The sequence below is a fragment of the Pseudomonas sp. GW821-FHT07F01 genome (genome assembly GCF_059418825.1).
Map to the genome: position 1 here is coordinate 80747 of NZ_JBWKQO010000003.1, position 26897 is coordinate 107643.

At 65.0% G+C, this 26897-nt stretch carries 29 protein-coding genes; 16 read left to right on the forward strand and 13 right to left on the reverse strand.

What is annotated here, in order from left to right:
- Positions 1-14: 14 nt before the first annotated feature.
- Together AC07R1_RS10895 and AC07R1_RS10900 are read right to left on the reverse strand one after the other, a co-directional pair.
- Positions 15-239 (reverse strand): DUF1161 domain-containing protein, encoded by a 225-nt coding sequence (locus AC07R1_RS10895; protein WP_041114958.1) that lies wholly within the window; start codon positions 237-239, stop codon positions 15-17.
- 134 nt (positions 240-373) lie between these two features.
- The gene (locus AC07R1_RS10900; protein ID WP_011058429.1) at positions 374-589 is read right to left on the reverse strand and encodes a dodecin; all 216 of its coding nucleotides are present in this window, start codon (positions 587-589) and stop codon (positions 374-376) included.
- A gap of 158 nt (positions 590-747) precedes the next feature.
- On the opposite strand from AC07R1_RS10900, the gene AC07R1_RS10905 reads away from it, so the two are divergent.
- A complete protein-coding gene (locus AC07R1_RS10905) occupies positions 748-1074 on the forward strand; it encodes an ElaB/YgaM/YqjD family protein (RefSeq protein ID WP_011058428.1) in 327 nt (108 codons plus the stop codon).
- Here the strand turns inward: AC07R1_RS10905 and AC07R1_RS10910 are convergent.
- The gene (locus AC07R1_RS10910; protein WP_495110518.1) at positions 1071-1964 is read right to left on the reverse strand and encodes a LysR family transcriptional regulator; all 894 of its coding nucleotides are present in this window, start codon (positions 1962-1964) and stop codon (positions 1071-1073) included. The two genes, AC07R1_RS10905 and AC07R1_RS10910, sit on opposite strands and share 4 nt — an antisense overlap.
- Positions 1965-2111: 147 nt before the next feature.
- Between AC07R1_RS10910 and trpB the strand changes: the two genes are divergently transcribed.
- From trpB to AC07R1_RS10925, 3 genes are all read left to right on the forward strand, one after another.
- Positions 2112-3332 (forward strand): tryptophan synthase subunit beta, encoded by a 1221-nt coding sequence (gene trpB / locus AC07R1_RS10915; RefSeq protein ID WP_011058426.1) that lies wholly within the window; start codon positions 2112-2114, stop codon positions 3330-3332.
- Positions 3332-4144: a tryptophan synthase subunit alpha gene (gene trpA / locus AC07R1_RS10920; protein WP_047290185.1), complete on the forward strand. Its 813-nt coding sequence runs from the start codon at positions 3332-3334 to the stop codon at positions 4142-4144. Before trpB ends, trpA begins: the two co-directional genes overlap by 1 nt.
- A gap of 121 nt (positions 4145-4265) precedes the next feature.
- Positions 4266-4709, forward strand: coding sequence for an anti-virulence regulator CigR family protein (locus AC07R1_RS10925; RefSeq protein ID WP_065364968.1), 444 nt, complete (start codon positions 4266-4268; stop codon positions 4707-4709).
- 55 nt (positions 4710-4764) lie between these two features.
- Here the strand turns inward: AC07R1_RS10925 and AC07R1_RS10930 are convergent, their stop codons facing one another.
- Positions 4765-5091 (reverse strand): DOPA 4,5-dioxygenase family protein, encoded by a 327-nt coding sequence (locus AC07R1_RS10930; RefSeq protein ID WP_011058423.1) that lies wholly within the window; start codon positions 5089-5091, stop codon positions 4765-4767.
- Positions 5092-5173: 82 nt separating this feature from the next.
- On the opposite strand from AC07R1_RS10930, the gene AC07R1_RS10935 reads away from it, so the two are divergent.
- Positions 5174-5839: an NAD(P)-dependent oxidoreductase gene (locus AC07R1_RS10935; RefSeq protein ID WP_041774015.1), complete on the forward strand. Its 666-nt coding sequence runs from the start codon at positions 5174-5176 to the stop codon at positions 5837-5839.
- On the opposite strand, the gene AC07R1_RS10940 is transcribed toward AC07R1_RS10935, so the two are convergent.
- A complete protein-coding gene (locus AC07R1_RS10940; RefSeq protein ID WP_183001281.1) occupies positions 5836-6786 on the reverse strand; it encodes a choline sulfate utilization transcriptional regulator in 951 nt (316 codons plus the stop codon). The two genes, AC07R1_RS10935 and AC07R1_RS10940, sit on opposite strands and share 4 nt — an antisense overlap.
- 114 nt (positions 6787-6900) lie before the next feature.
- On the opposite strand from AC07R1_RS10940, the gene betC reads away from it, so the two are divergent.
- The 3 genes from betC (at position 6901) to AC07R1_RS10955 (ending at position 11019) form a co-directional block, all read left to right on the forward strand.
- Complete coding sequence (gene betC, locus AC07R1_RS10945) at positions 6901-8415, forward strand: choline-sulfatase (RefSeq protein WP_072443349.1); 1515 nt, start codon at positions 6901-6903, stop codon at positions 8413-8415.
- Positions 8416-8432: 17 nt separating this feature from the next.
- Positions 8433-9350, forward strand: coding sequence for a choline ABC transporter substrate-binding protein (gene choX, locus AC07R1_RS10950; RefSeq protein WP_011058419.1), 918 nt, complete (start codon positions 8433-8435; stop codon positions 9348-9350).
- Between the two features lie 100 nt (positions 9351-9450).
- A complete protein-coding gene (locus AC07R1_RS10955; protein ID WP_047290178.1) occupies positions 9451-11019 on the forward strand; it encodes a SulP family inorganic anion transporter in 1569 nt (522 codons plus the stop codon).
- Positions 11020-11116: 97 nt separating this feature from the next.
- Here AC07R1_RS10955 and aroE read toward each other — a convergent pair whose 3' ends face one another.
- Together aroE and hemF are read right to left on the reverse strand one after the other, a co-directional pair.
- Positions 11117-11938: a shikimate dehydrogenase gene (gene aroE, locus AC07R1_RS10960; RefSeq protein ID WP_495110519.1), complete on the reverse strand. Its 822-nt coding sequence runs from the start codon at positions 11936-11938 to the stop codon at positions 11117-11119.
- Positions 11939-12031: 93 nt separating this feature from the next.
- Positions 12032-12949 carry an oxygen-dependent coproporphyrinogen oxidase gene (gene hemF / locus AC07R1_RS10965; RefSeq protein WP_493170993.1) on the reverse strand — a complete coding sequence of 306 codons (918 nt, stop codon included), beginning with the start codon at positions 12947-12949 and terminating at the stop codon, positions 12032-12034.
- A gap of 167 nt (positions 12950-13116) precedes the next feature.
- Between hemF and AC07R1_RS10970 the strand changes: the two genes are divergently transcribed.
- Complete coding sequence (locus tag AC07R1_RS10970) at positions 13117-14094, forward strand: NADPH:quinone reductase (protein ID WP_026020270.1); 978 nt, start codon at positions 13117-13119, stop codon at positions 14092-14094.
- 64 nt (positions 14095-14158) lie between these two features.
- Here AC07R1_RS10970 and tsaC read toward each other — a convergent pair whose 3' ends face one another.
- From tsaC to AC07R1_RS10985, 3 genes are all read right to left on the reverse strand, one after another.
- Positions 14159-14716: an L-threonylcarbamoyladenylate synthase type 1 TsaC gene (tsaC, locus tag AC07R1_RS10975; protein ID WP_011058414.1), complete on the reverse strand. Its 558-nt coding sequence runs from the start codon at positions 14714-14716 to the stop codon at positions 14159-14161.
- 54 nt (positions 14717-14770) lie between these two features.
- Positions 14771-15877 carry a DNA-processing protein DprA gene (gene dprA, locus AC07R1_RS10980; protein ID WP_401022588.1) on the reverse strand — a complete coding sequence of 369 codons (1107 nt, stop codon included), beginning with the start codon at positions 15875-15877 and terminating at the stop codon, positions 14771-14773.
- 87 nt (positions 15878-15964) lie between these two features.
- Positions 15965-16975, reverse strand: a complete 1011-nt coding sequence (locus tag AC07R1_RS10985) for a LysM peptidoglycan-binding domain-containing protein (RefSeq protein ID WP_404673903.1) — start codon at positions 16973-16975, stop codon at positions 15965-15967.
- A gap of 153 nt (positions 16976-17128) precedes the next feature.
- Here AC07R1_RS10985 and def point away from each other — a divergent pair, with 153 nt between their 5' ends.
- The 5 genes from def to AC07R1_RS11010 all read left to right on the forward strand — a co-directional run bounded on the left by def (position 17129) and on the right by AC07R1_RS11010 (position 21824).
- A complete protein-coding gene (def, locus tag AC07R1_RS10990; RefSeq protein ID WP_011058411.1) occupies positions 17129-17635 on the forward strand; it encodes a peptide deformylase in 507 nt (168 codons plus the stop codon).
- A gap of 69 nt (positions 17636-17704) precedes the next feature.
- On the forward strand, positions 17705-18664 hold the full coding sequence (fmt, locus tag AC07R1_RS10995; RefSeq protein ID WP_011058410.1) for a methionyl-tRNA formyltransferase: 960 nt from the start codon (positions 17705-17707) through the stop codon (positions 18662-18664).
- On the forward strand, positions 18661-19986 hold the full coding sequence (gene rsmB, locus AC07R1_RS11000; protein ID WP_495110520.1) for a 16S rRNA (cytosine(967)-C(5))-methyltransferase RsmB: 1326 nt from the start codon (positions 18661-18663) through the stop codon (positions 19984-19986). Before fmt ends, rsmB begins: the two co-directional genes overlap by 4 nt.
- 22 nt (positions 19987-20008) lie before the next feature.
- Positions 20009-21382, forward strand: a complete 1374-nt coding sequence (gene trkA, locus AC07R1_RS11005; protein ID WP_011058408.1) for a Trk system potassium transporter TrkA — start codon at positions 20009-20011, stop codon at positions 21380-21382.
- 124 nt (positions 21383-21506) lie between these two features.
- Positions 21507-21824 (forward strand): tetratricopeptide repeat protein, encoded by a 318-nt coding sequence (locus AC07R1_RS11010; RefSeq protein WP_011058407.1) that lies wholly within the window; start codon positions 21507-21509, stop codon positions 21822-21824.
- Positions 21825-21995: 171 nt separating this feature from the next.
- Here the strand turns inward: AC07R1_RS11010 and AC07R1_RS11015 are convergent, their stop codons facing one another.
- From AC07R1_RS11015 to AC07R1_RS11025, 3 genes are all read right to left on the reverse strand, one after another.
- A complete protein-coding gene (locus tag AC07R1_RS11015; protein WP_011058406.1) occupies positions 21996-22235 on the reverse strand; it encodes a PilZ domain-containing protein in 240 nt (79 codons plus the stop codon).
- Between the two features lie 72 nt (positions 22236-22307).
- Positions 22308-23195: a lysophospholipid acyltransferase gene (locus tag AC07R1_RS11020; protein ID WP_011058405.1), complete on the reverse strand. Its 888-nt coding sequence runs from the start codon at positions 23193-23195 to the stop codon at positions 22308-22310.
- A 42-nt stretch (positions 23196-23237) separates the two neighbouring features.
- Positions 23238-23801 carry a DNA-3-methyladenine glycosylase I gene (locus AC07R1_RS11025; protein WP_047290171.1) on the reverse strand — a complete coding sequence of 188 codons (564 nt, stop codon included), beginning with the start codon at positions 23799-23801 and terminating at the stop codon, positions 23238-23240.
- An 81-nt stretch (positions 23802-23882) separates the two neighbouring features.
- Here AC07R1_RS11025 and glyQ point away from each other — a divergent pair, with 81 nt between their 5' ends.
- Positions 23883-24836: a glycine--tRNA ligase subunit alpha gene (gene glyQ / locus AC07R1_RS11030; RefSeq protein WP_003177094.1), complete on the forward strand. Its 954-nt coding sequence runs from the start codon at positions 23883-23885 to the stop codon at positions 24834-24836.
- Positions 24833-26887, forward strand: a complete 2055-nt coding sequence (glyS, locus tag AC07R1_RS11035) for a glycine--tRNA ligase subunit beta (RefSeq protein WP_495110521.1) — start codon at positions 24833-24835, stop codon at positions 26885-26887. The genes glyQ and glyS overlap by 4 nt, the downstream gene beginning before the upstream one ends.
- Positions 26888-26897 lie beyond the last annotated feature (10 nt).

Below are 26897 nucleotides of genomic sequence, written 5' to 3' on the forward strand. Positions count from 1 at the left end.
ACCATCCACAAGGCTCAACCGCGCTTGTAGACAATTTCCTTGGTACCGGCTTCGCAGGAGCCGACTACCTTGCCATCCGCCGCCGCGCCCTTGTCCACCACTTCCAGCGAGTAGTGCTTGGCGCCGTTGGCGTCGATCTTGGCGGCAATCTCGCTCTTGAGTTCTTCGCACGGCTTGCCAGCGGCAAGGGCTGTTCCCGCAAGACTCAACAAAGCAGCAGCTAATACTAGTTTTTTCATCGGTCACATTCCCTGGTCGGATCAAAAGAGGCGGCATTGACGCCTGCCTGACAGAGGCTCAAGACACTTGTAGCGCTTTGCCATTTCCTATGGCACTCGGCCAGCGCACAAGTTCCAGAGCCTAGCTCAAGCCTTCAACTATTGGCAATTCGGAAGCCCACCTTGAGCGTGACCTGAAAATGCGCCGCTTTGCCGTCCTTGATATGGCCCCGGGTTTCAGTCACTTCGAACCATTCCAGGTGCTTGATGCTCTTGTGCGCTTCCGCCAGCGCGTTGTTGATCGCATCTTCGATGCTGTTCGGCGACGAACCCACCAGTTCGACTTTCTTGTAAGTGTGATGATCAGTCATGGCGCTCTCCTTTTTAGCTGTGAATTACAGCCTAGCAGTGATTTTTCTTATTACTTGTGGCGCCTGCGCCCAAGGCTAAGTTCAGATTTTCTGCACTTTCCCAACACGCCGCAGTCGGAACCTACACAGCCCATTCACCACCCTGCAGGAGAGCCGACATGGCCAACACCTCGTTACGCAAAGCCTCACTGGAAAGTATGGAAGCCGAGATCTCCAGCCTGCTCAAATCGCTGGAAAGCCTGAAGGACGATGCGTCCGACGAGTCGCGCAAGACCCTCAAGGCGCTCAAGAGCAATGCCGAAAGCGCGCTGAAGCATTCGCGCAGCCTGCTCAGCGATGCCTATGAAGAAGTCAAAGTGAAAACCCGTGAAACGGGGATCGCGACCCGCGACTATGCCCAGGAACACCCCTGGACCACCGCCGGGGTCGCCGTGGGTGCCATCGGCCTGCTGGCCGCCTATCTGCTGTGCAAGCGCGGCGACTAAAGCTGCTGGCGCAGTTCGTTTTCCAGCCACTGCGCCAATTGCCGGGCGCGCCCATCCGCGGCGCGCTTGGGTAACCACAGCGCCAGTTGCCCCGGGGTGTCGGAAAAACCCCAGGGCGCAACCAGCCTGCCCGCCAGCAAGTCCTCGGCCACCAGCGGCTGCGGGGCAATTGCCACCCCCAGGCCCGCCACGGCCGCCTCCAGCAAATAATACAGATGCTCGAAACCCTGCCCGTACTTCAACGTTTCGGGATTCAGGTCGTTGCGCCGTGCCCAACTGGGCCAGGCCTGGGGGCGGGAAGTGGTGTGCAGCAGGGCCTCGCTGGCCAGGACGCCAGCCGGCGCCTGCCGCAGGCGTGGATAACCGGCATAGCGCGGGCTGAGGACCGGGCCGATGCGTTCGCTGGCCAGTTCATAGACCTGCATGTCCGCCGGCCAGGGCGGTTCGGCAAAGACCAGCAAGGCATCCAGGCCCGGGCGCCGGGGGTCGAGGTCGCCTTCACCGGCCGAAAGGTGCAGGCGCAGATCCGGCAGGTCGGCGTTCAGGCGCCCCAGGCGCGGGATCAGCCAGCGCGCCAGCAGGCTTCCGGAACAGCCCAGGACAAAGGGCGCATCGGCGCTGCCCTGGGTCAGCTCGGCGCAGACATCCCGCAGGCGCTCGAAGGCCTCGCTGCTGGCATCGCGCAGGCGAATGCCGGCATCTGTGAGTTTAAGGCCACGGCCTTCCTTGACGAAAAGGCTCAGCCCCAGGTGTTCTTCAAGCACCTTCAACTGCCGGCTGACCGCGCCGTGGGTGACGTGCAGCTGTTCGGCCGCCTGGCTGACGCTATTGAGCCGGGCAGTGGCTTCGAAGGCCCGCAGGGCATTCAGGGGAGGCAGGTCGCGGTTCATTTTATCTGTGAGATTTCCTGACAGGTTGCGGCGATCTTATCGGTTTTCAGCATCGGATGTCAGGGGTAGAGTGGGCTCCATTGTGTTTCTACGAAGCGGTCTTTCCACCAGGCCTTCTTTCTCCAAACTTCCCCCGGGAGCGCTGCAATGACCCAGTCCCAATTACGCAATGGCCCTGACGACAACGGCCTGTTCGGCGCATTCGGCGGCCGTTACGTGGCCGAAACCCTGATGCCGCTGATCCTCGACCTGGCCCGCGAATACGAAAAGGCCAAGGAAGATCCCGAATTCCTCAAGGAGCTGGCCTACTTCCAGCGCGATTACGTGGGCCGCCCCAGCCCGCTGTACTTCGCCGAACGCCTGACCGAGCACTGCGGCGGCGCCAAGATCTACCTCAAGCGTGAAGAGCTGAACCACACCGGCGCGCACAAGATCAACAACTGCATCGGCCAGATCCTGCTGGCGCGGCGCATGGGCAAGAAACGCATCATCGCCGAGACCGGCGCCGGCATGCATGGCGTGGCCACCGCCACCGTGGCCGCGCGTTTTGGCCTGGATTGCGTGATCTACATGGGCACCACCGACATCGAGCGCCAACAGGCCAACGTATTTCGCATGAAGCTGCTGGGCGCCGAAGTGATCCCGGTGGTGGCCGGCACCGGCACCCTGAAGGACGCGATGAACGAAGCCCTGCGTGACTGGGTGACCAACGTCGACAGCACCTTCTACCTGATCGGCACCGTCGCCGGCCCACACCCGTACCCGGCCATGGTCCGCGACTTCCAGGCGGTCATCGGCAAGGAAACCCGCGAGCAGATGCAAGCCCAGGAAGGCCGCCTGCCGGACAGCCTGGTGGCGTGCATCGGTGGCGGTTCCAACGCCATGGGCCTGTTCCACCCGTTCCTTGACGACAAGAGCGTCGAGATCATCGGCGTCGAAGCCGCCGGCTACGGCATCGAGACCGGCAAGCACGCCGCCAGCCTCAACGGCGGCGTACCCGGCGTACTGCACGGCAACCGCACCTTCCTGCTGCAGGACGACGATGGCCAGATCATCGACGCCCACTCGATTTCCGCCGGCCTCGACTACCCCGGCATCGGCCCGGAACACGCCTGGTTGCACGATATCGGCCGCGTCGAATACACCTCGGTGACCGACGACGAAGCCCTGGCCGCGTTCCACCAGTGCTGCCGCCTGGAAGGCATCATCCCGGCCCTGGAAAGCGCCCATGCCCTGGCCGAAGTCTTCAAGCGCGCACCGAACCTGCCCAAGGATCACCTGATGGTGGTCAACCTCTCGGGCCGTGGCGACAAAGACATGCAGACCGTGATGCACCACATGCAACAGTCCCAGCAGGAGAAACACTGATGAGCCGCCTGCAAACCCGTTTTGCCGAGCTGAAGGAAGCAAACCGCGCCGCCCTGGTAACCTTCGTCACCGCCGGCGACCCGAACTACGACACCTCCCTGGCGATCCTCAAGGGCCTGCCCGCAGCGGGCGCCGACGTGATCGAACTGGGCATGCCCTTCACCGACCCGATGGCCGACGGCCCGGCGATCCAGCTGGCCAACATCCGTGCCCTGGGGGCCAAGCAAAACCTGGCGAAAACCCTGCAGATGGTTCGCGAGTTCCGCGAAGGCAACAGCGACACCCCGCTGGTGCTCATGGGCTACTTCAACCCGATCCACCACTACGGCGTGCCGCGCTTCATCGCCGACGCCAAGGCCGCCGGTGTCGATGGCCTGATCGTGGTGGACATGCCGCCGGAACATAACAGCGAACTGTGCGACCCGGCCCAGGCCGCCGGCATCGACTTCATCCGCCTGACCACACCGACCACCGACGACGCCCGCCTGCCCAAGGTGCTCAACGGCAGCTCCGGTTTCGTCTACTACGTTTCCGTGGCCGGGGTCACCGGTGCCGGCGCCGCCACCCTGGAGCACGTGGAAGAAGCCGTGGCCCGCCTGCGTCGCCACACCGACCTGCCCATCAGCATCGGTTTCGGCATCCGTACTCCGGAGCAGGCAGCCGCCATCGCTCGCCTGGCAGACGGCGTGGTAGTGGGCTCAGCGCTGATCGACCACATCGCCAGCGCCGAGTCTGCCGAGCAGGCGGTGGATGGGGTGCTGAGCCTGTGTGCGGCGCTGTCCGAGGGCGTACGTAAGGCCCGCGTCAGCTGAGGGTAAAGTTCCTGATACAGAGGAATTAGCGCCTCGAGACACAGACTAAACAGCAAGACCCGGGGGTTCGCGACCAAGGTGGCGAACCCCTTTTTGCTGTGTGTGTTGCGAGGAATACCTGATGAAAATGCCCAAACGTCTGATTGCCGGTGCCGCGGTGCTGATGCTCAGCGCCAGCCCGTTGCTGCAGGTCATGGCCGACGAGCGCGGCGGCTATGATCGTGGCGGGCCACAACAGGGCCATTGGGACAACCGTGGCAACGAGCACCGTGGCCCGGGGGATGATCGGCGCGGCGGCCCACCACGGGATTTCGGCCCGGTGCGCCAGACCATCCGCGACAACCACGGCTACTTCGTCCGGGGCGCGCCGCCGCCTCCCGGCATCCACCTGGTGCGCGGCCAGCCACTGCCGCGCGGCTACTACGGCGAACGCCTGGAGCCCCGGGCCCTGTCGCGCCTCCCGGTGTACCCGGGGTACGAATGGCGACGCATGGGGGGCGACATCGTGCTGATCGCCGTGGGCACCGGCATCGTCTACGAGATCCTCGACGGCGTGCTCTACTGACCTCACCCGACCGGCCGGCCCCTGCAGGAGCCGGCTTGCCGGCGGTCCGTCGCCCTCAGAACCCCCTCAGGTCCAGTGGCCGCATAGCCCCCATCCAGATCGCATGGTCGGTGTGGTCCAGCAGGTCATCACCGGTATCCGGATGCAGGAACACCACCAGCCCCTGGCGATTGAGGGCCAGCCACGGCACCACCTGGGCAAACACCTCGGGGCCGAACGCCAACTGGCAGCTCCAGTCCGGATGCGGCCCCACCGGCCGCTCGTGGACCCGGCCCATTTTCAGTTCGAACAGCTGCGCCGCCCGTTCGCACAAGGCCCGGGCCTGGTCGATGGTGCTGGCGTCAAAGTAGACATGGGCGTGGTAGCCCTTGATCCGTTGCATGCAAACCCTCGCAATCAAGACGAACCCTCAAGGCTCGCCACAGGTCACAACCGGTACCTGTGGAAAATAAGGAAGCCAGGCCATGAAAAATGCCGAAACTCCGGTGGTCAAACTGGTGCTCTATGGTGCCATGAGCAGCCTGGGCAGTGCGTTGATGGCAGAGAGCCTGAGGCGCCAGCATGAGGTGATCGCCATTCTCGACGACCTCACCGCACTGGCCCCGCGCCCAGGCCTGCGCGCCAAGGGCGGCGACCTGTTCGACCCGGACCGGGTCAAGCAGAGCGTAGCCGGTAGCTCGGCGGTGATCTGCCTGCTGGATGCCCCCGATCTGCCCGGCAGCACCACGCCCGGCCAGGCCCCCGACCCGGTGAACCAGGTACGGGCAGTGGATGCCCTGATCGAAGGCATGCAGGGCGCCGGCATCCGTAGGTTGATGCTGGTGGGGGAGTTCAGCGTTCTCGACAACCCGCCCTCCAGCACCAGCCTGCCTCACCATGCCGCGCAGGAAATCCTCGATGCACTGCGCAGCAGCGCGCTGGACTGGACCCTGATCAACGCGCCGCGGGGCGTGGCCGGGCTGGGTATCGAGCATTTCAACCAGGTTGGCGACAGCCTCGAGCCGGGGCTTGCCGAGCCGCTGCGACGGCTCAACGGCGTGGCAATCGGCATCAGCGACGAGCTGCGCCTGAATCTGCACCTGCGCGAGCATGTGAGTTTCATCGCCACCCAACCCCAGGCCGCCACCTAGCGGGCAATGGACGGCAGCGCCAGCCCCTTGAGGCTCTGGGCGCTGCCGGCCTGCTCGCTCATCAGCCAGTCGACGAAACGCTGGATCAGCGGGCCGCGGCGCTTGCGCTGGGGCAGCACCACGTAATAGCCGTAGGCGGACAGCGCGCTCTCGGCGATGGGCCGGCACAGCAGGCCCTGCTCCAGCAGGTCATCCACCAGGTGACGCCAGCCGATGGCCACGCCCTGGCCGCCGATGGCCGCCTGGATCAGCAGGGTGTAATTGTCGAAGCGCAATTGCCCTGGGGCCGGCGCACCCGCAAGGCCCAGCTCGCGAAATACCCCGCTCCAGTCGAACCAGTGGTTGCTGCCTTCACCCCGCAGGTGCAGCAGCGGCAGTTCCAGCAGGGAAGGGGCGGGCAGCGGTGCAGCACGGTCCTTGAGCAGCAGCGGGCTGCACACCGGAAACACTTCTTCGCTGAACAGCCAGTGGCTCTCCCCCTGCCTGAAGCGCCCGTCGCCGAACAGCACCGCCACGTCGATATCGCTGCGCAGCATGCTGTGGCTGCGCTCGCTGGTGACCAGGCTCACATCCACCTGGGGGTTGGCCTCATGAAAGCGATGCAGGCGGGGCATCAGCCAATAGGCGGCGAAAGCGAAATCCGTGGCCACCTGCAACACCTCATGCTGATGCTGCTGGCTGAGGGCGCTGAGGCCGGCATCGATGCTCTGCAGGCCGGCCTGGACCTGATCCAGCAACAAGGCTGCAGACTCGGTCAGCTCTATGCCCCGGTAGATGCGGTCGAACAGGCGCACCCCCAGCTGCTCCTCCAGGCGCTTGATCTGCTGACTGATAGCCGGCTGGGTGGTGCCCAGTTCCACCGCCGCGGCGGTGAAGCTGCGCAGGCGCGCGGCTGCTTCGAACACCCGGAGCAGGTCCAGGGACAGGTCGCCAAGGGCTTCATACATAAGCTGTGCTTATCCTAGTCATTGCTGCACATGGGCTTTACCACCAAAGGCATGGGATCCATGCTCGATTGCAGCACTTTCGCATAACCATCGACTATGGAATGCCGCGAATCCATGAAGCGCAAGAACATTCTTTTCATCATGGCCGATCAGATGGCCGCACCCTTGCTGCCGTTCTACGGACCCTCGCCGATCAAGCTGCCTCACCTCAGCCGGCTGGCCGCCCAGGGCGTGGTCTTCGACGCCGCCTACTGCAACAGCCCCTTGTGCGCACCCTCGCGCTTCACTTTGGTCAGCGGCCAGTTGCCCAGCCGGATCGGCGCCTACGACAACGCCGCGGACTTCCCCGCCGACGTGCCTACCTACGCCCACTACCTGCGGCGCCTGGGCTACCGCACTGCGCTCTCGGGCAAGATGCACTTCTGCGGCCCGGACCAGTTGCACGGTTATGAAGAGCGCCTGACCAGCGATATCTACCCCGCCGACTATGGCTGGGCGGTGAACTGGGACCAGCCCGATGTGCGCCCCAGCTGGTACCACAACATGTCCTCGGTACTGCAGGCCGGCCCCTGTGTACGCACCAACCAGCTGGATTTCGACGAGGAGGTGGTGTTCAAGGCCCAGCAATACCTGTTCGACCATGTGCGCGAGGCCGGCGACCAGCCGTTCTGCCTCACCGTCTCCATGACCCACCCCCACGATCCGTACACCATTCCCAGGGCCTTCTGGGACCTGTACCGCGACGACCAGATTCCACTGCCGCAGACCCCGCCCCAAAGCGAGCTGGATCCGCATTCCCAGCGCCTGCTCAAGGTCTACGACCTGTGGGACAAGCCCTTGCCTGTGGATAAGATCCGCGACGCGCGCCGCGCCTACTTCGGCGCCTGCAGCTACATCGACAGCAACGTCGGCAAGCTGCTGCAGACCCTGGAAGACACCGGGCTGGCGGACGACACGCTGATCGTGTTTTCCGGCGACCACGGCGACATGCTCGGCGAGCGCGGTCTCTGGTACAAAATGCACTGGTTTGAAATGGCCGCCCGGGTACCGCTGCTGATCTGTGCACCGGGGCAGTTCACTGCCGGCCGGGTCAGCGCCGCTGTCTCCACCGCCGACCTGCTGCCGACCCTGGTGGAGCTGGCCGGCGGCCGGGTGGAGCCCGACCTGCCGCTGGATGGCCGCTCCCTGGTCCCGCACTTGCAAGGGCAGGGCGGGCACGACGAGGTGTTCGGCGAATACATGGCCGAAGGCACCATCGGCCCGCTGATGATGATTCGCCGCGGGGCCTACAAGTTCATCTACAGCGAAGACGACCCCTGCCTACTCTTCGACCTGCACCACGACCCGCAAGAGCGCTTCGACCTTGGCCAGTCGCCCGAGCATCGGCCGCTGTTCGCCGCGTTCCTGGCAGAGGCCCGGGCCAAGTGGGACATTCCGCGCATTCACCAACAGGTCCTGGCCAGCCAGCGCCGCCGCCGGCTGGTGGCCGAGGCGCTGAGCCGGGGCAAACTCAAGAGCTGGGACCACCAGCCGCTGGTAGACGCCAGCCAGCAGTACATGCGCAACCACATCGACCTCGATGACCTGGAGCGCAAGGCCCGTTATCCACAACCCTGCCAAAACCAATAAAACGTAAGGGGAAAAGCATGCAAAGGTTATCCACAGCACTGACGCTCGGGCTTCTGGCCCTGGGCAGCGCATCCGCTTGGGCCGACTCGTGCGAGACCGTGAAGATGGCCGACCCGGGGTGGAGCGATATCGCCGCCACCAATGCCATCACCGGCTTCCTGCTGGACGGCATGGGCTACAAGGCGAAGATCGACACCCTGGCCGTGCCCATCACCTTCGGGGGTCTGAAGGATGGCCGGGTGGATGTATTCCTGGGTAACTGGATGCCGGCGCAGCAAGGCTTCCATGACAAGTTCGTGGCCAATGGCGACGTCACCCAGCTGGCCAAGAACCTGGAAGGGACCGAGTTCACGCTGGCGGTGCCGGACTATGTGTGGGAGGCCGGAGTGCATGATTTTGCCGACCTGGACAAGTTCGCCGACAAGTTCGACAAAAAGCTCTACGGCATCGGCTCCGGCGCGCCGGCCAACCTGTCGCTGCAGGAAATCATCAAGAGCAACCAGTTCAACCTGGGCCAGTGGAAGCTGATCGAGTCCAGTGAACAGGCAATGCTCGCCGAAGTGTCCCGGGCCACGAAAAAGCAGCGCTTCATCACCTTCCTCGGCTGGACCCCACACCCGATGAACGTGCAGTTGAAGATGCGCTACCTGACCGGCGGCGAGAAGTACTTCGGCGCCAGCGGCAGCGTCTACACCCTGACCCGCAAGGGTTATGCACAGGCTTGCCCGAACGTCGGCAAACTGCTGGGCAACCTGCGGTTCACCCAGGAGATGGAGAACAGCATCATGGCCGCGGTGGTCAACAGCAAACTCAGCAACACCGAGGCCGCCAAGGCCTGGATCAAGGCCCACCCGGCAGTGCTGGAGCAATGGCTGGAGGGAGTGCGAACCATTGATGACAAAGAGGCCCTGGCAGCGGTGAAGAGCAGGTTGTAGCCCGAGGTGTGCCGGCCATTCGCCGGCAAGCCGGCTCCTGCACCCAAAGCCTGGCAATGCTTTACCCTGGCCCACCGAATCAACCCACCCGTGAGGAACCATGGCCTGGCCCGACCGCCAATCTCTCCTGCCTTTGCTGAGCTGGCTGCCGCGCCAGACCCGGGCCAGCGTCGGCCGTGACCTGCTGGTGGGCCTGAGCGGCGCTATCCTCGCTCTGCCGCAATCCATCGCCTATGCCCTGATCGCCGGCCTGCCCCCGGAGTACGGGCTGTACGCGGCCATAGTCCCGGTGCTGATCGCCTGCCTGTGGGGTTCATCGTGGCACCTGATCTGCGGCCCCACGGCGGCGATTTCCATCGTTCTCTATGCCAGCGTCAGCCCCCTGGCAGTGCCGGCCTCCGAGGACTACATCACCCTGATCCTGCTCCTGACGCTGTTGGCCGGGGTCTTCCAGTGGCTGCTGGGAATGCTGCGCTTCGGCGCCCTGGTGAACTTCGTCTCGCACTCGGTGGTGCTGGGCTTCACCCTCGGCGCGGCGGTGGTCATCGCCCTGGGCCAGTTGCCCAACCTGCTGGGGCTGGAACTGCCGAACCAGGCCACTGCCCTCAACAGCCTCAGCCAGTTGCTGCAGCACCTGGGCGAGGTGGACCGGCCTTCGCTGCTGCTGGGGCTGGGCACCCTGGCGCTGGGGGTCGCCTTCAAGCTGCTGGCGCCGCGCTGGCCCGGCCTGCTGCTGAGCCTGGTGTTCAGTGCCCTGGTGGTATGGCTGCTGCCAGGGGTGTTTGGCCATGTGCAACTGGTCAGCGCCTTCGTCGGCCGGCTGCCGCCGTTTAGCCCATTGCCCCTGGACCTGGAACTGATCCTGCGATTGCTGCCCAGCGCAGTGGCGGTGGGCATGCTCGGGCTGGTCACCAGCCTGTCGATTGCCCGCTCGCTGTCAGCACGTTCGGAACAGTTGCTGGACGCCAACCAGGAAGTCCGCGCCCAAGGCCTGTCGAACATGGTCGGGGCGTTTTTCTCCGGCTACCTGTCCTCGGGCTCCTTCACCCGCTCCGGGTTGAGCTACGAGGCCGGCGCTTGCTCGCCCCTGGCCGGGGTGTTCTCGGCGCTGTGGGTGGCGCTGTTCGCCGTGGCCGGCGCCGGGCTGATCGCCCATATCCCGATCCCGGCCATGGCCGGCAGCATCCTGCTGATCTGCTGGGGGCTGGTGGACCACCGGGGCATTCGCGCGCTGTTCCGGGTCAGCCGCGCCGAGTTCGTGGTGATGAGCCTGACCTGCGTCGCCACCCTGCTCCTGGAGTTGCAGACCGCGATCTATGCCGGGGTCCTGGCGTCGCTGTTCTTCTACCTCAAGCGCACTTCGCAACCGCGGGTGCAGCAGTCCAGCGAAGGCGATGAAGACATCCTGCGGGTCGGCGGTTCGATTTTCTTCGGCGCCAGCCATTACCTGCAGGTGCGCATGCAGCGCTGCCACGCGCCCAGGCTGGTGATCGACGCACGGCAGATCAACTTTATCGACTATTCAGGGGTGGAGATGCTGCACCAGGAAGCACGCCGCCTCAGGCGCCAGGGGCGCAGCCTGATCCTGCGCCGGGCACGGCAGGCGGTGAAAGAAGAGTTGATCAAGCTCGAAGGCCCGGAACGCTGTCCGATCCACTTCGAAGACTGACCCCCATCCGTAGGAGCCGGCTTGCCGGCGAAGAGGCCCTTGGACCTGGCGCTAGTCTTGAAGCCGCCTTCGCTGGCAAGCCAGCTCCTACGGGGGGTTACAGGGCCAGCTGGCGACGCAGTTCAGCCAGCACCGGGGCACTGTCGGGGCGCACGCCGCGCCACAGGTAGAAGGCTTCCGCCGCTTGCTCGGCCAGCATGCCCAGGCCATCCAGCACCAGGGCCGCGCCCTGTTCACTGGCCCAGCGGCAGAACGGTGTCGGCTCCTTGGCGTACATCATGTCGTAGCACACGGTCTTGCCCGCCTCGATCAGGCTGCCGGCAATCGGCGGCAGCTCGCCCGAAAGGCTGGCGGAGGTGGCATTGATGATCAGGTCCACCGACTCCTGCAGCCAGTCGAAGCCGCTGGCCGATACCGGCCCCAGGTCGGCGAACAACTCCGCCAGCAGCTCAGCCTTTTCCACGGTGCGATTGGCGATCACCAAGGCCTCCGGCTGCTCGGCCAGCAACGGCTCCAGGACACCACGGACCGCGCCGCCAGCCCCCAGCACAAGGATGCGCTTGCCCTTGAGGCTGACCCCGGCGTTCACCTTCAGGTCGCGCACCAGCCCGGCGCCGTCGGTGTTGTCCCCCAGCAGGCGGCCGTCGGCCTGCTTGCTCAGGGTGTTCACCGCGCCGGCGCGCTGGGCCCGTTCGGTCAGGCTGTCGCACAGGCGATAGGCCTCTTCCTTGAACGGCACCGTGACATTGGCCCCACGCCCGTGGGCGAAGAAACTGCGAGCGGTGCCGGCGAAGTCATCCAGGGGCGCCAGCAGGGTGTTGTACTCCAGCTGCTGGCCGGTCTGCTGGGCGAACAGCCGATGGATCAGCGGCGACTTGCTGTGGCCGATCGGGTTACCAAAGACAACGTACTGATCCATCTCTCATCCCATTTGCTCAACACAGGGGTAGGAACCGCATCCGCCTGAAGGCCTTTTCGCCGGCAAGCCGGCTTCTACACAGTGGCGTGCGGTTTAGTTGCTGGCTGCCAGCCAGTCGCGATCCTGCAGGAAGTATTCGGTCAGGCGCGCTTCTTCGCTGCCCGGCTCGGCCTTCCAGTCATAGCCCCAGCGCACTTGTGGCGGCAGCGACATGAGGATCGACTCGGTGCGCCCGCCCGATTGCAGGCCGAACAGGGTGCCACGGTCGTAGACCAGGTTGAACTCCACGTAGCGGCCCCGGCGGAATTCCTGGAATTCCCGCTGCTGCGCGGTGTAGGCCGCGGCCTTGCGGCGCTGGACGATGGGCAGGTAGGCCTCGATGTAGGCGTCGCCAATGGCGCGCATGAAGGCGAAACTGGTGTCGAAGTCCCATTCGTTCAGATCGTCGAAGAACAGGCCGCCGATGCCCCGCGGTTCATTGCGGTGCTTGATGTGGAAATAGCTGTCGCACCAGGCCTTGTAGCGCGGGTAGACATCGGCACCGAACGGTGCACAGGCGCGCTCGGCAACCCGGTGCCAGTGTACGCAGTCATCGACGTTGCCGTAGTAGGGGGTCAGGTCGAAACCGCCGCCGAACCACCAGACCGGCTCTTCGCCTTCCTTCTCGGCGATGAAGAACCGCACGTTGGCGTGGGAAGTCGGCACATGGGGGTTGTGCGGATGGATCACCAGGGACACGCCCAGGGCTTCGAAGCCACGGCCGGCCAGCTCGGGCCGATGGGCACTGGCCGATGGCGGCAGGCCGCTGCCGAATACATGGGAGAAGTTCACCCCACCCTTTTCGATCACTGCACCGTCGCCGATCACCCGGGTACGCCCGCCACCACCGGCAGGCCGGGTCCAGGCGTCCTCGATGAAGTGTGCGCCACCGTCTTCGGTTTCCAGTGCAGCGCAAATGCGGTCTTGCAGGTCGAGCAGGTAGGCTTTCACGGCCTCGGTGCGGGTAGTCATGGCATCACCTTGAATCGGGCAAAGCTACGCGGCGCTAGGGATGGAGCACGGGCCGGCGCAAATGGGCGCGTAGCATAACACCGCGCCGGGGCGCTCCGCAGTTGACGAAGGTCAAGCAGAGGAGTCCGATAGAGCACTTTCACGACACGTCCGAGGAGAGAATGCAGATGGCCAAACGTATCCAGTTCCGCGCCCATGGCGGCCCCGAAGTGCTCGAATATGTGGATTACCAACCGGCGGAACCGGGCCCGCAACAGGTTCGCGTCAGCAACAAGGCCATCGGCCTGAACTTCATCGACACCTATTTCCGCAGCGGTCTCTACGCACCGCCCGCCCTGCCTTCGGGCCTGGGGGCCGAAGGCGCGGGCGTGGTCGAGGCCGTAGGCAGTGCCGTGACCCGTTTCAAGGTCGGCGACCGCGTGGCTTACGGCAGCGGCCCACTGGGGGCCTACAGCGATGTGCATGTGCTGCCCGAAGCCAACCTGGTACGCCTGCCCGACGCCATCAGCTTCGAACAGGCCGCCGGGGTCATGCTCAAGGGCCTGACCGTGCAGTACCTGCTGCGCCAGACCTATGAACTCCAGGGCGGCGAAACCGTGCTGTTCCACGCCGCTGCCGGCGGTGTCGGCTCCCTGGCCTGCCAGTGGGCCAAGGCCCTCGGGGTAAAGCTGATCGGCACCGTCAGCTCGCCGGAAAAGGCCGCCATCGCCAAGGCCCTGGGCGCCTGGGAAACCATCGACTACAGCCATGAAGACGTGGCCCAGCGAGTGCTGGAACTGACCGGCGGGAAGAAGTGCCCGGTGGTCTACGACGGCGTGGGCAAGGACACCTGGCTGACCTCCCTGGATTGCCTGGCCCCACGCGGGCTGATGGTCAGCTTCGGCAACGCCTCTGGCGCAGTGGACGGGGTCAACCTGGGGATTCTCTCGGCCAAGGGCTCGCTGTACGTGACCCGGCCGACCCTGGCCAGCTACGCCAACAATGCCGAGAACCTGCAGCGCATGGCCGACGACCTGTTCGGCATGATTGCCAGCGGCAAGCTGAAGATCGAGATTGGCCAGCGCTTCGCCCTGGCGGATGCGGCCAAGGCCCATATCGAACTGTCGGCGCGACGCACGACTGGCTCGACTGTGCTGCTGCCTTGAACGCCTTCGCCGGCAAGCCGGTTCCTACCGAGTATCGTAGGAGCCGACTTGCCGGCGAAGCGCTTCAGGAGGGCCGAACTACCTTGCCGGTAGCCAGGTCACGGATCAGGCTCGGGTTCTTGCGCCCGCCCAGGCTGCCACTGAGGACCAGATCCAGTTGCCCACGGAAATACTGCTCGATGCGCAGCCGCGTGCGCGCCGCCGGGCGCCCCTGGGGGTTGGCCGAGGTGGAAATCAGCGGGCCCACCAGGGAGCACAGCTCACGCACCAGCGGATGGTCGCTGACCCTCAGCGCCACCGTGTCATGGACCCCGGTGACCCACTCGGGCAACAGGTTCTGATGGGGCACCAGCCAGGTATTGGGCCCCGGCCAGGTGCTGGACATGCGATCGATCCAGGTGTCCGGGAAGTCCTCGAAGAGGAAATCGAACTGATGGATGTTGTCAGCGATCAGGATCAGGCCCTTGTCCACCGACCGTGACTTGATCGCCAGCAGGCGATCCACCGCCTCTTCATTCCACGGATCGCACCCCAGGCCCCAGACCGCTTCGGTTGGATAGGCAATCACCGCCCCTGCGCGAATCTCTCGTGCGGCTTGCTGCACGCGCCAACTGCTGACCATTGCCGACTCTCCAGATAAAAGCTGTGCGCAGTTTACCGATCCTGCTTATAAAACCTAGCTCAGACGCGCATACCAACGCCCATTTTCATGGACCGCACGGCCTTCGATCTCCAGCTCGGTCAGGGCCGCCAGCACCCGGGGCAGGGACCAGCCGCTGGCGCTGGCCAAGGCTTCGCTGCTGTGGGGCGCCGCATGCAGCAAGGCCAGCAACGGGTGGGTACAGGCCGCTGTCGGCAGCGAGGCGCTGGGCGGCAGGTTCTGCCAGCCGGCCAGGGTCTCCAGGATGTGCTGCACGCTTTCCACCAGCACCGCGCCGTCGCGGATCAACTGGTGGCAGCCCCGGGCACCGGGGTGGTGGATAGAACCGGGGATGGCATACACCTCGCGGCCTTGCTCCGCCGCCAGCCGCGCGGTAATCAGCGAACCGCTGGCGACGCTGGCCTCCACCACCAGCACGCCCAGGGCCAGGCCACTGATGATTCGATTGCGCCGGGGGAAGTGTTCCGCACGCGCCGGGGTATCCAGAGGGAACTCGGAAACCACCGCGCTGCCCTGGTCGATCATGGCCCTGGCCAGGGCCCGGTGCCGCTGTGGATAAAAATTTTCCAGGCCAGTGCCCAGCACGCCCACGGTGCGCCCGCCAACATCCAGGGCCGCCTGATGGGCAGCGCCATCGACGCCCAGGGCCAGACCGCTGGTGATGACAAAACCGGCACGGGCCAGGCTGCGGGAAAAGGCCCCGGCGGTGTCCAGCCCCGGTCGCGATGCGCGACGGCTGCCCACCATCGCCAACTGCGGCCGTTCGAGAATCGAGGGGTCGCCGGCCACGAACAGCAGCGGTGGCGCATCCTCGAGTTGCGCCAGCAAGGGCGGGTAGCCGGGCTGGTCCCACATCAGCAAATGCTGGGCCTGGCTATCTATCCAGGCCAATGCGCGACGGGCGCCGTCGCGCACCTGGGGGCTGCGCCGGGCCTCGCTGCAGGCCGGCGGCAGGTCCAGGGAACGCCAGGCACTGGCCGGGGCACTGAGTGCTTTAGAAGCGCAACCGAATGCCTGAAGCAGGCGCTGAAAACGCATCGGCCCGAGTTCGGGCAGGACGTGCAAGCGCAATCGAGCTTCCAGTTCTGCCGGGGAAATGCTGCCGCTCATCGAGTTCGACATGGATCATCCTTGATCGTCAGGGCTCCAGCCTGAGCTGGAACAAGCTGTGGATAACTCTGTTGGTAACTTGTTGAGGAAAGATCTCCCTCAGGGGTTGCGGACCTTGTCCAGCACCGCCAGCGAACGCGTGGCCTTGAGTACCAATCCGTAGCTGAGCCTGTCGTAGCTGCGGAACACCATCAGCCAGCCGGCCGCCTCGTCGGGGATTTTCAGCGGCTCGCCGGTTTGCCGGTCGCGTACGGTTTCCCCGGTCTTGATCACCGCCAGCACGTTGCCCTCCAGCAGCCCGTCGCGGCGCCCGCGGTTGAGGGTCACCACATCCAGGGCGCCGATCTGGGTGACCCCTCGGGGCACGTCGATGATCAGCCCTTCCACCGGCCGTTGCGGGGCACTGGGGCTGAAGGAGCCCGGCAACCCCGAGGTATCGGCGGCCAGCAAGCGATCACCCAGGCGCACTTCCTGGTTGCTACTCTGCAAGGCGAGGGTGGCCAGGTCACCTTCGCTCGCCACCACCCGGGCGCTGCCAATGGCGTCGGCGTTGACCCCCAGCAGTTCCTGGCTCAGGGGGTCGCGGTAGATCTTGCCCTGGCGGAACAGCTCATAGACCGGCTGCTCAGGGTCCAGCCGGCCACGGGCGAAAAGCCGGTCGCCCATGCCACCCAGCACCCGCTCGCCCTCGCCGGCCACGATATACGGCGCCTGCTCCAGGGCCCCGGGCTGATCGACGATGCGGTTGTCCAGCAAGAAGCTGCTGATCGCTTGCAGGGGGATGCTCGGAATCGGGGCAGGGGGCAAGCGCCGGGCCTGGGGCGCGAGCTTGACCGTCGGCGGCGCCGCTGGTCGCTCCAGCTGCAGGCGTGGCGGGCCGTCATTGCGCACCAGTTGCAGGCGGTCGCCGGGGAAGATCTGCCCGGCGAAGCCCGCCGGCCAGAGCTCGCGCCATTGCCAGGGCTGCTGCAGATACAGGCTGGCGACGCCCCACAAGGTATCGCCCGGCTGCACCCGATAGTGCTGTGGATAACTGTCCCGCAGTTGCACCTGGGCCTGGCCGATGGCGGTCCAGCCCGCCAGCAGCAGGGCGAACAGTGATTTCCTCATGGGCTGAATCCCTTTATTATGTGCGTTCGCGTGAAACGCCAGAGCCTGCACGGCTCGCTCCATCCCAGAGCACGTTTTGCACCGGCGGCCCAGGTCCAGAACCTGCGCGGACGCCGACTCCGCCCTTACTTCACACGTGTAGCAATTACGCTTATGGCCATTTTAAACATCCTCGAATTCCCTGATCCGCGCCTGCGCACTATCGCCAAACCAGTGGCCGTAGTGGACGACGAAGTGCGTCAGTTGGTCGACGACATGTTTGAAACAATGTATGAGGCCCCAGGCATCGGTCTGGCGGCGACCCAGGTCAACGTGCACAAACGCGTGGTGGTCATGGACCTGTCCGAAGACCGCAGCGAACCACGGGTGTTCATCAACCCCGAGTTCGAAGCCCTGACCGACGAGATGGACCAGTACCAGGAAGGCTGCCTTTCGGTACCGGGCTTCTACGAAAACGTCGACCGTCCGCAACGGGTCAAGATCAAGGCCCTGGACCGCGACGGCCAGCCCTACGAACTGATCGCCGAAGGTTTGCTCGCCGTGTGCATCCAGCACGAATGCGACCACCTGAACGGCAAGTTGTTCGTCGACTACCTGTCCACGCTCAAGCGTGACCGGATCAAGAAGAAGCTGGAAAAGCAGCATCGCCAGCAGGCTTGATGACCGTCTTGCAAAGGCTTGCTACGGCAAGCCTTTTTCTTTTCCGCATGTTTAACATCGAGAATTCCCATGACTGAGCCACTGCGCATCGTCTTTGCCGGCACCCCCGAATTCGCCGCCGAACACCTCAAGGCCCTGCTCGACAGCCCTTACCAGATCGTTGCGGTCTACACCCAGCCGGACCGTCCGGCGGGGCGCGGGCAGAAGCTGATGCCCAGTCCGGTCAAGCAGCTTGCTCTGGAAAACGACATCCCCGTGCTGCAACCGCCGACCTTGCGCAATGCCGAGGCTCAAGCCGAACTGGCAGCGCTCAAGCCGGACCTGATGGTGGTGGTGGCCTACGGCCTGATCCTGCCCCAGGCGGTGCTGGATATTCCGCGCCTGGGTTGCATCAACAGCCACGCTTCGCTGTTGCCACGCTGGCGCGGTGCCGCGCCGATCCAGCGTGCGGTGCAAGCCGGTGACGCGCAAAGCGGGGTGACTGTGATGCGCATGGAAGCCGGCCTGGATACCGGGCCGATGCTACTCAAGGTCAGCACCCCGATCAGCGCCGAAGATACCGGCGGCAGCCTCCACGACCGCCTGGCCGAGATGGGCCCGCCCGCAGTGCTGCAAGCCATCGAAGGCCTGGCCGCCGGCACCCTGGAAGGCGAAGTCCAGGACGACAGCCTGGCCACTTACGCCCACAAGCTGAACAAGGACGAGGCGCGCATCGACTGGAGCCGCCCGGCCGTGGAACTGGAGCGCCTGGTGCGGGCCTTCAACCCCTGGCCGATCTGCCACAGCAGCTTGAATGGCGAAGCGCTGAAAGTGCTGGCCGCCACCCTGGCCGAAGGCAAGGGCGCGCCGGGGGAAATCCTCGGCGCCAGCAAGGACGGCCTGATCGTTGCCTGCGGTGAGCAGGCGCTGTGCCTGACCCGCCTGCAACTGCCCGGGGGCAAGGCGCTGAACTTCAGCGACCTGTTCAACAGCCGCCGCGAGAAATTCGCCATCGGCACCGTCCTCGGCCAGACGGCGGACGCCCAATGAACCCGCGCCTGGCCGCCGCAAAGGCGCTGACTGCCGTGCTCAACGGCAAGGCCTCGCTCAACAGCTCGCTGCCGATCCAGCTGGACAAGGTCGAGGCCCGTGATCGCGGCTTCACCCAGGACCTGGCCTTCGGCACCGCACGCTGGCAGCCGCGGCTGTCGGCGCTGGCGGCCAAGCTGCTGCAGAAGCCGTTCAAGGCAGCCGACGCCGATGTCGAAGCATTGCTGCTGGTGGGCCTCTATCAGTTGCTCTACACCCGGGTTCCGGCCCACGCCGCCATCGGTGAAACCGTGGGCTGCGCCGACAAGCTGAAAAAGCCCTGGGCCAAGGCTCTGCTCAATGCCGTGCTGCGCCGTGCCCAACGCGAAAGCGAAACGCTGCTGGCTGAGCTTGAGCACGACCCGGTGGTGCGCACCGCGCACCCGCGCTGGTTGCAGAAATCCCTCAAGGCGTTCTGGCCCGAGCAGTGGGAAGCCATCTGCGCCGCCAACAACGCCCACCCGCCGATGATCCTGCGGGTCAACCGCCGGCATCATTCCCGCGATGCCTACCTGAAGCTGTTGAGCGAAGCGGGAGTTGCGGCCAAGGCTTGCGTCTATAGCCAGGACGGCATCGTCCTCGACGAAGCCTTGGATGTACGCAGCCTGCCGGGCTTTGCCGAAGGCTGGATCAGTGTGCAGGACGAGGCCGCGCAACTGGCCGCCGAGCTGCTGGAACTGGCGCCGGGGCAACGGGTGCTGGACGCCTGCTGTGCCCCGGGCGGCAAGACCTGCCACATCCTCGAAGTGCAACCGGCCCTGGCCGGCGTAGTGGCGGTGGACCTGGAGGCCAAGCGCCTGGTGCGGGTACGGGAAAACCTCGACCGCCTGGGGCTCGACGCCCAATTGATCGCCGCCGATGGCCGCGACACCCAGGCCTGGTGGGACGGCAAGCCGTTCCAACGCATCCTGCTGGACGCTCCCTGCTCGGCCACCGGGGTGATCCGCCGCCATCCGGATATCAAGCTGGCCCGCCAGCCCGAAGACATCGCCGCCCTGGCGCAACTGCAAGGCGAACTGCTGGATGCCATGTGGCAGGCCCTGGAAGTGGGCGGCATCCTGCTCTACGCCACCTGCTCGACCCTGCCCACCGAGAACACCGAGGTCATCGAGGCCTTCCTGGCCCGCACCCCGGGTGCTCGTGAATTGGACATCGGCGGCCAACTGGGGCAGCCTGCGGCCGGCCTCAAGCAGCCCCACGGGCGCCAGTTGCTGGCGCAAGAAGGCGGCCACGACGGCTTCTACTACGCCAAGCTGATCAAGATTGCCGCCGCACGCGGTTAAACGGTTTTAAGGGAGTGACTGGATGAAGATCATCATCCTCGGCGCCGGGCAAGTGGGTGGCACGCTGGCAGAACACCTGGCCAGCGAAGCCAACGATATCACCGTGGTCGACACCGACGGCGAACGCCTGCGCGACCTCGGCGACCGCCTGGACATCCGCACCGTGCAGGGCCGCGCCTCGTTCCCGACGGTGCTGCGCCAGGCCGGCGCCGACGACGCCGACATGCTGGTGGCGGTAACCAACAGCGACGAGACCAACATGGTCGCCTGCCAGGTGGCCCACACCCTGTTCCACACCCCGACCAAGATCGCCCGGGTGCGCGAAGCCGCCTACCTGACCCGCGCCGGGCTGTTCGACAACGATGCGATCCCGGTGGACGTGCTGATCAGCCCCGAGCAGGTGGTGACCAACTACATCAAGCGCCTGATCGAGCACCCCGGTGCGCTGCAGGTGATCGACTTCGCCGAAGGCAAGGCGCAACTGGTGGCGGTCAAGGCCTACTACGGTGGCCCGCTGGTGGGCCAGCAACTGCGCCAGCTGCGCGAGCACATGCCCAATGTCGACACCCGGGTGGCGGCGATCTTCCGTCGCGACCGGCCGATCATGCCCAAGGGCGATACGGTGATCGAGGCCGACGACGAAGTGTTCTTCATCGCCGCCAAGGCCCACATCCGTGCGGTGATGAGCGAGATGCGCCGCCTGGAGGAATCCTACAAGCGCATTGTCATCGCCGGTGGCGGGCAGATCGGTGAGCGCCTGGCCGAGGCCATCGAAAGCCGCTACCAGGTGAAGATCATCGAGATGAACCCGGCCCGCTGCCGCTACCTCTCCGACACCCTGGACAGCACCGTGGTGCTGCAGGGCAGCGCCTCGGACCGCGACCTGCTGCTGGAAGAGAACATCGCCGACGCCGATATCTTCCTGGCCCTGACCAACGACGACGAAGCCAACATCATGTCCTCGCTGCTGGCCAAGCGCCTGGGAGCGAAGAAGGTGATGACCATCATCAACAACCCGGCCTACGTCGACCTGATCCAGGGTGGCGACATCGACATCGCCATCAGCCCGCAGCTGGCCACCATCGGCACGCTGCTGGCCCACGTGCGCCGCGGCGATATCGTCAGCGTGCACTCCCTGCGCCGGGGCGCGGCGGAAGCCATCGAGGCCATCGCCCACGGCGACGCCAAGTCGAGCAAGGTGATCGGCCGTGCCATCGAGAACATCGGCCTGCCGCCGGGCACCACCATCGGCGCGATCATTCGCGACGAAGAAGTGCTGATCGCCCACGACGACACGGTGATCGAAGCCGGCGACCACGTGATCCTGTTCCTTGTGGATAAAAAACACATCCGCGACGTGGAGAAACTGTTCCACGTCGGCCTGAGCTTCTTCTGATCAACAACTCTGTAGCCGCTGCCGAAGGCTGCGATCGACTGCGCAGCAGGCGCTGCCCTTGCGAAGGCCCTGCGGGCCTGATCGCAACCTGCGGCGGCTACATGAGCCCACAGGAGTGACAACGATGCTTGAATCCCTGGAAAAAATGCTCGCCAAGGGTGTGGATAACGCCCTGCTGCGCTTCGGCCTGGGCAAGGGTTACCTGGATCAGGGCGATTTCGCCAAGGCCGCCGAGCACCTGCAACGTTGCGTGGCCTTCGACCCCAAGTATTCCGCGGCGTGGAAGTTGCTGGGCAAGGCCTGCCAGGGGCAGGGCGACCTGCCGGCAGCGCGCCAGGCCTGGGAACAGGGCCTGGAAGCGGCCCGGGGCCACGGCGACAAGCAGGCGGAAAAGGAAATGACGGTGTTCCTGAAAAAACTCGACCGCCAGTCTCAAGGCTGACCCCACCCCTCCTCGGTAGCCGCTGCTGCAGGCTGCGAACGAGCTGGGCGGCACTCCGATGCACTGCTCGCTAGCTCTGAAGACCCGCACAGGCTCGACAAGAGAGCGCCAAGCAAGGCCCTTCGGTCCTTTTCGCAGCCTCGCGGGCTCGGCAACGGCTACAGGGCTATTTCACAGGTAGCGCAGGGCGATCCCTTCCGCGTCCACTTGCACCACTTCCATGCGCACCCGCGGCGCCGTCACCGGCAGGCCCTGGACCTGGCCGTAGACCACCGCGCCCTTGGGCAGTCTTGCCAGGGCCGGGCTCTGTACATAGACGCCGCTGGCGGACAGGTTGCGGGTCTGCCCCAGGCATTCGCCGATGCTTTCGTGGGAAATCTTGATGCGGAACGACTTGCGATGATCGGACATCTTCTGCGCCCTTGTTCGGTGTGCTGTGGATAACTCCCGATGCGGGGTTATCCACAGATCGTGCCAGCTCCCTCAGTACCAGCGCGCCTCGCCAGGCGGGCGCTTCTTGAAGCGTTTCATGCTCCACATGTACTGGCTCGGATAGGCCCCCACATAACGCTCGACCACCTTGCTCATGGCCGCGCAGGAGGTTTCGGTATCAGTGCTGTACATGTCTTCCGGCGCCGCTTCGAGGATCACCTTGTAGCCCGAGCCGTCGGGCAGGCGCAGGGCATGGAGAAACACGCCGACCGCCTTGCCGCCGGCCAGCATGTTCGGCACGAACTTGCTGGTCAGGGCCTGGGTGGCGAAGAAGGGCACGAAGATCCCGGCGGATTCGGCCGGTTCCGGGTCGGCGGGGATGCCCACTGCCCCCCCTTTGCGCACTTCCTTGATGACGCTGAGGATGCCTTCCTTGGTGGAAGCCGCCACGCGGTTGCCCAGTTGCACCCGCTGCTTGCGCAGCAGTTCGTCCACCGCCTTGAGCTTGGGCGGACGGTAGAAAATGATCGGTTTGCACTGGCTGCAATAGAAGTGGTTGAGCACTTCCCAGTTGCCCAGGTGGCTGGTAATGCCAACCACGCCCTTGCCCGAGGCCAGGGCGTCCTTGAGTACTTCCAGGCCCTCGACTTCACGCACCAGGGCAATGGAACGCTCGGCCGGCCAGATCCAGGCGCAAGCGCTTTCGGTCAGGGACTTGCCGATGTCCTTCAGGCTCTGGCCCACCAGGCGCTCGCGTTCCGCCGGGTCCATCTGTGGAAAACACTTGGCCAGGTTGATGCGCACCACCTCGCGGGAACGATTGGGCGTCTTCCACATGATCCAGCCGATGGCTGCGCCGACCGCCTGCACCGCGCGCCAGGGCAGCAGGGCAAACAACCGCAGAGCACCCACCAGCAGGGCGCCTTTGAACTTATCCACAAATGACTCCTGATCTTGGTCATGAAGCGTGTCGCCAGCCGGCTATTCTAACCGCGCATCGGCCAGGATGGCGTACCGATCACAGTCCAGGGTGTGGTCCATGACCATCCCCGAGGCCTGCATCAGCGCATAACAGATGGTCGGGCCGACGAAAGTGAAGCCGGCCTTGCGCAGGCCGCGGCTCATGGCTTCGGCCTCCGGCGTCACCGCCGGCACTTCGCTGCGGTCCTTGAAATGGTTGATCTTCGGCACGCCACCGACGAAGGCCCAGAGAAAGGCCACCGGGTCTTCCAGCTCCAGCCAGGCCTGGGCATTGCGCCGCGCGGCGTTGAGCTTGAGGCGGTTGCGGATGATGCCCGGGTCCTGCATCAGGTCGTCGATCTCGGCATCGCTCATCTGCGCCACGCGCTGCACATCGAAGCCGAACAGCACCTGGCGATAGTGCTCGCGCTTCTTCAGCACGGTGATCCATGACAGCCCGGCCTGGAACCCTTCGAGCAATAACAACTCGAACAAGCGCTGCCCATCGCGCAGCGGCACGCCCCACTCCTGATCGTGATAAGCCATGTACAGCGGATCTTCGGAACACCAAAAGCAGCGTGGCATAAGGCTCCAGGGGGCGTGCGCAGGACTGAATCGGGTATACTCCCGCTCCTTAAATCGCAGCCCAAGTAACAGGTGAATTTCGTGAGCCAGCCTACGCCAGCCGTGCGTACCTTCCAAGACTTGATCCTCGCCCTCCAGCAGTACTGGGCCGAGCAAGGTTGTGTGGTACTTCAGCCCTACGATATGGAAGTAGGCGCCGGCACTTTCCACACCGCTACCTTCCTGCGGGCCATCGGCCCGGAAACCTGGAACGCCGCTTATGTGCAGCCCAGTCGTCGCCCGACTGACGGCCGCTACGGCGAAAACCCCAACCGCCTGCAGCACTACTATCAGTTCCAGGTGGTCTTGAAGCCCAACCCGGAGAACTTCCAGGAGCTGTACCTGGGTTCCCTGAAGCACGTGGGCCTGGACCCGCTGGTGCACGACATCCGCTTCGTCGAGGACAACTGGGAATCGCCGACCCTGGGCGCCTGGGGCCTGGGCTGGGAAGTCTGGCTCAACGGCATGGAAGTGACTCAGTTCACCTACTTCCAGCAAGCCGGTGGCATCGAGTGCTACCCGGTGACCGGTGAAATCACCTATGGCCTGGAACGCCTGGCCATGTACCTGCAGGGCGTGGATTCGGTATACGACCTGGTGTGGGCCGACGGCCCGTTCGGCAAGGTCACCTATGGCGATGTGTTCCACCAGAACGAAGTGGAGCAGTCGACCTACAACTTCGAACACGCCAACGTCGAGAAGCTGTTCGAACTGTTCGATTTCTACGAAAGCGAAGCCAAGCGCCTGATCGAGCTGGATCAGCCACTGCCGCTGCCGAGCTATGAAATGGTCCTCAAGGCCTCTCACACCTTCAACCTGCTGGATGCACGCCGGGCCATCTCGGTCACCGCACGCCAGCAGTACATCCTGCGTGTGCGCACCCTGGCGCGTTCCGTTGCGCAAGCCTACCTGCTGGCCCGTGCCAAGCTGGGCTTCCCGATGGCAACCCCGGACCTGCGTGATGAAGTGTTGGCTAAGTTGGAGGCGGCACAATGAGTGCGCAAGATTTTCTGGTTGAACTGGGCACTGAAGAACTGCCACCCAAAGCCCTGAACACCCTGGCCGAAGCCTTTCTGGCCGGCATCGAAAAAGGCCTGCAGAGCGCCGGCCTGAGCTTCCAGGCCAAGCACGTATACGCCGCGCCACGGCGCCTGGCGGTGCTGATCACCCAACTGGCCACCCAGCAGCCGGATCGCAGCATCAACCTCGACGGCCCGCCACGCCAGGCAGCCTTCGATGCTGAAGGCAACCCGACCCAGGCGGCCCTGGGCTTTGCCAAGAAGTGCGGCGTCGAACTCAGCGAGATCGACCAGAGCGGCCCGAAACTGCGCTACAGCCAGAGCATCAAGGGCAAGCCGACCGCCAGCCTGCTGCCGACCATCGTCGAAGATTCGCTGAACGACCTGCCGATTCCCAAGCGCATGCGCTGGGCCGCGCGCAAGGAAGAGTTCGTGCGCCCGACTCAATGGCTGGTGATGCTGCTGGGCGATGAGGTCATCGACTGCACCATCCTCGCCCAGAAGGCCGGTCGCGACTCCCGCGGCCACCGCTTCCACCACCCGCAAAGCGTGCGCATCACCGCGCCGGCCAACTACCTGGCCGACCTGCGTGCCGCCTACGTGCTGGCCGACGCCAACGAGCGTCGCGAGCTGATCAGCAAGCGCACCGCGGAACTGGCGACCCTGCAGGAAGGCACGGCGATCGTCCCGGCGGACCTGCTGGACGAAGTGACTGCCCTGGTCGAATGGCCGGTGCCACTGGTGTGCTCGTTCGAGGAGCGCTTCCTCGAAGTGCCCCAGGAAGCCCTGATCACCACCATGCAGGACAACCAGAAGTACTTCTGCCTGCTGGACGTGGACGGCAAGCTGCTGCCGCGCTTCATCACCGTGGCCAACATCGAGAGCAAGGACCCGCGCCAGATCATCGAGGGCAACGAGAAAGTCGTGCGCCCACGCCTGACCGACGCCGAGTTCTTCTTCAAGCAGGACAAGAAGCAGAAGCTCGAAGACTTCAACCTGCGCCTGCAGAACGTGGTCTTCCAGGAAAAACTCGGCAGCGTCTACGACAAGGCCGAGCGGATCTCCAAGCTGGCCGCCTTCATTGCCCCGCGCATCAGCGGCGACGCCCAGCGCGCCGCACGCGCCGGCCTGCTGTCCAAGTGCGACCTGGCCACCGAGATGGTCGGCGAGTTCCCGGAGATGCAAGGTATCGCCGGCTACTACTACGCCCTCAATGACGGCGAGCCGGAAGATGTCGCCCTGGCCCTGAACGAGCAGTACATGCCACGTGGCGCCGGCGCCGAGCTGCCCAGCACCGTGACCGGTGCCGCCGTGGCCATCGCCGACAAGCTGGACACCCTGGTGGGGATCTTCGGCATCGGCATGCTGCCCACCGGCAGCAAGGACCCCTACGCCCTGCGTCGCGCGGCACTGGGCGTGCTGCGGATCCTGATCGAGAAGAAGTTCGACCTCGACCTGAACGACGCCGTGGCCTTCGCCGTCAGCGCCTTCGGCAGCAAGGTCAAGGCCGCCGGCCTGGCCGACCAGGTGCTGGAGTTCATCTTCGACCGCCTGCGTGCCCGTTACGAAGACGAAGGCGTGGATGTGGCCACCTACCTCTCGGTGCGTGCCCTGAAGCCGGGTTCGGCCCTGGACTTCGACCAGCGCGTGCAAGCCGTGCAGGCCTTCCGCAAACTGCCGGAAGCCGCCGCCCTGGCTGCGGTGAACAAGCGCGTGTCGAACCTGCTGAGCAAGATCGAAGGCAATGTGCCGACCACCATCGAAGCCAAGTACTTCGACAACGCCAACGAGTTCTCCCTGTACTCGGCGATCCAGCAAGCGGACCAGGCTGTACAGCCCATGGCCGCTGCCCGCCAGTACAGCGAGACCCTGGCCCGCCTGGCTGCCCTGCGCGAGCCGGTGGACGCCTTCTTCGAGGCGGTGATGGTCAATGCCGAGGACGCCAATGTACGGGCCAACCGCTACGCGCTGCTGGCGCGGCTGCGGGGCCTGTTCCTGGGCGTGGCCGACATTTCGGTACTGAGCTGATCAGGTAGGG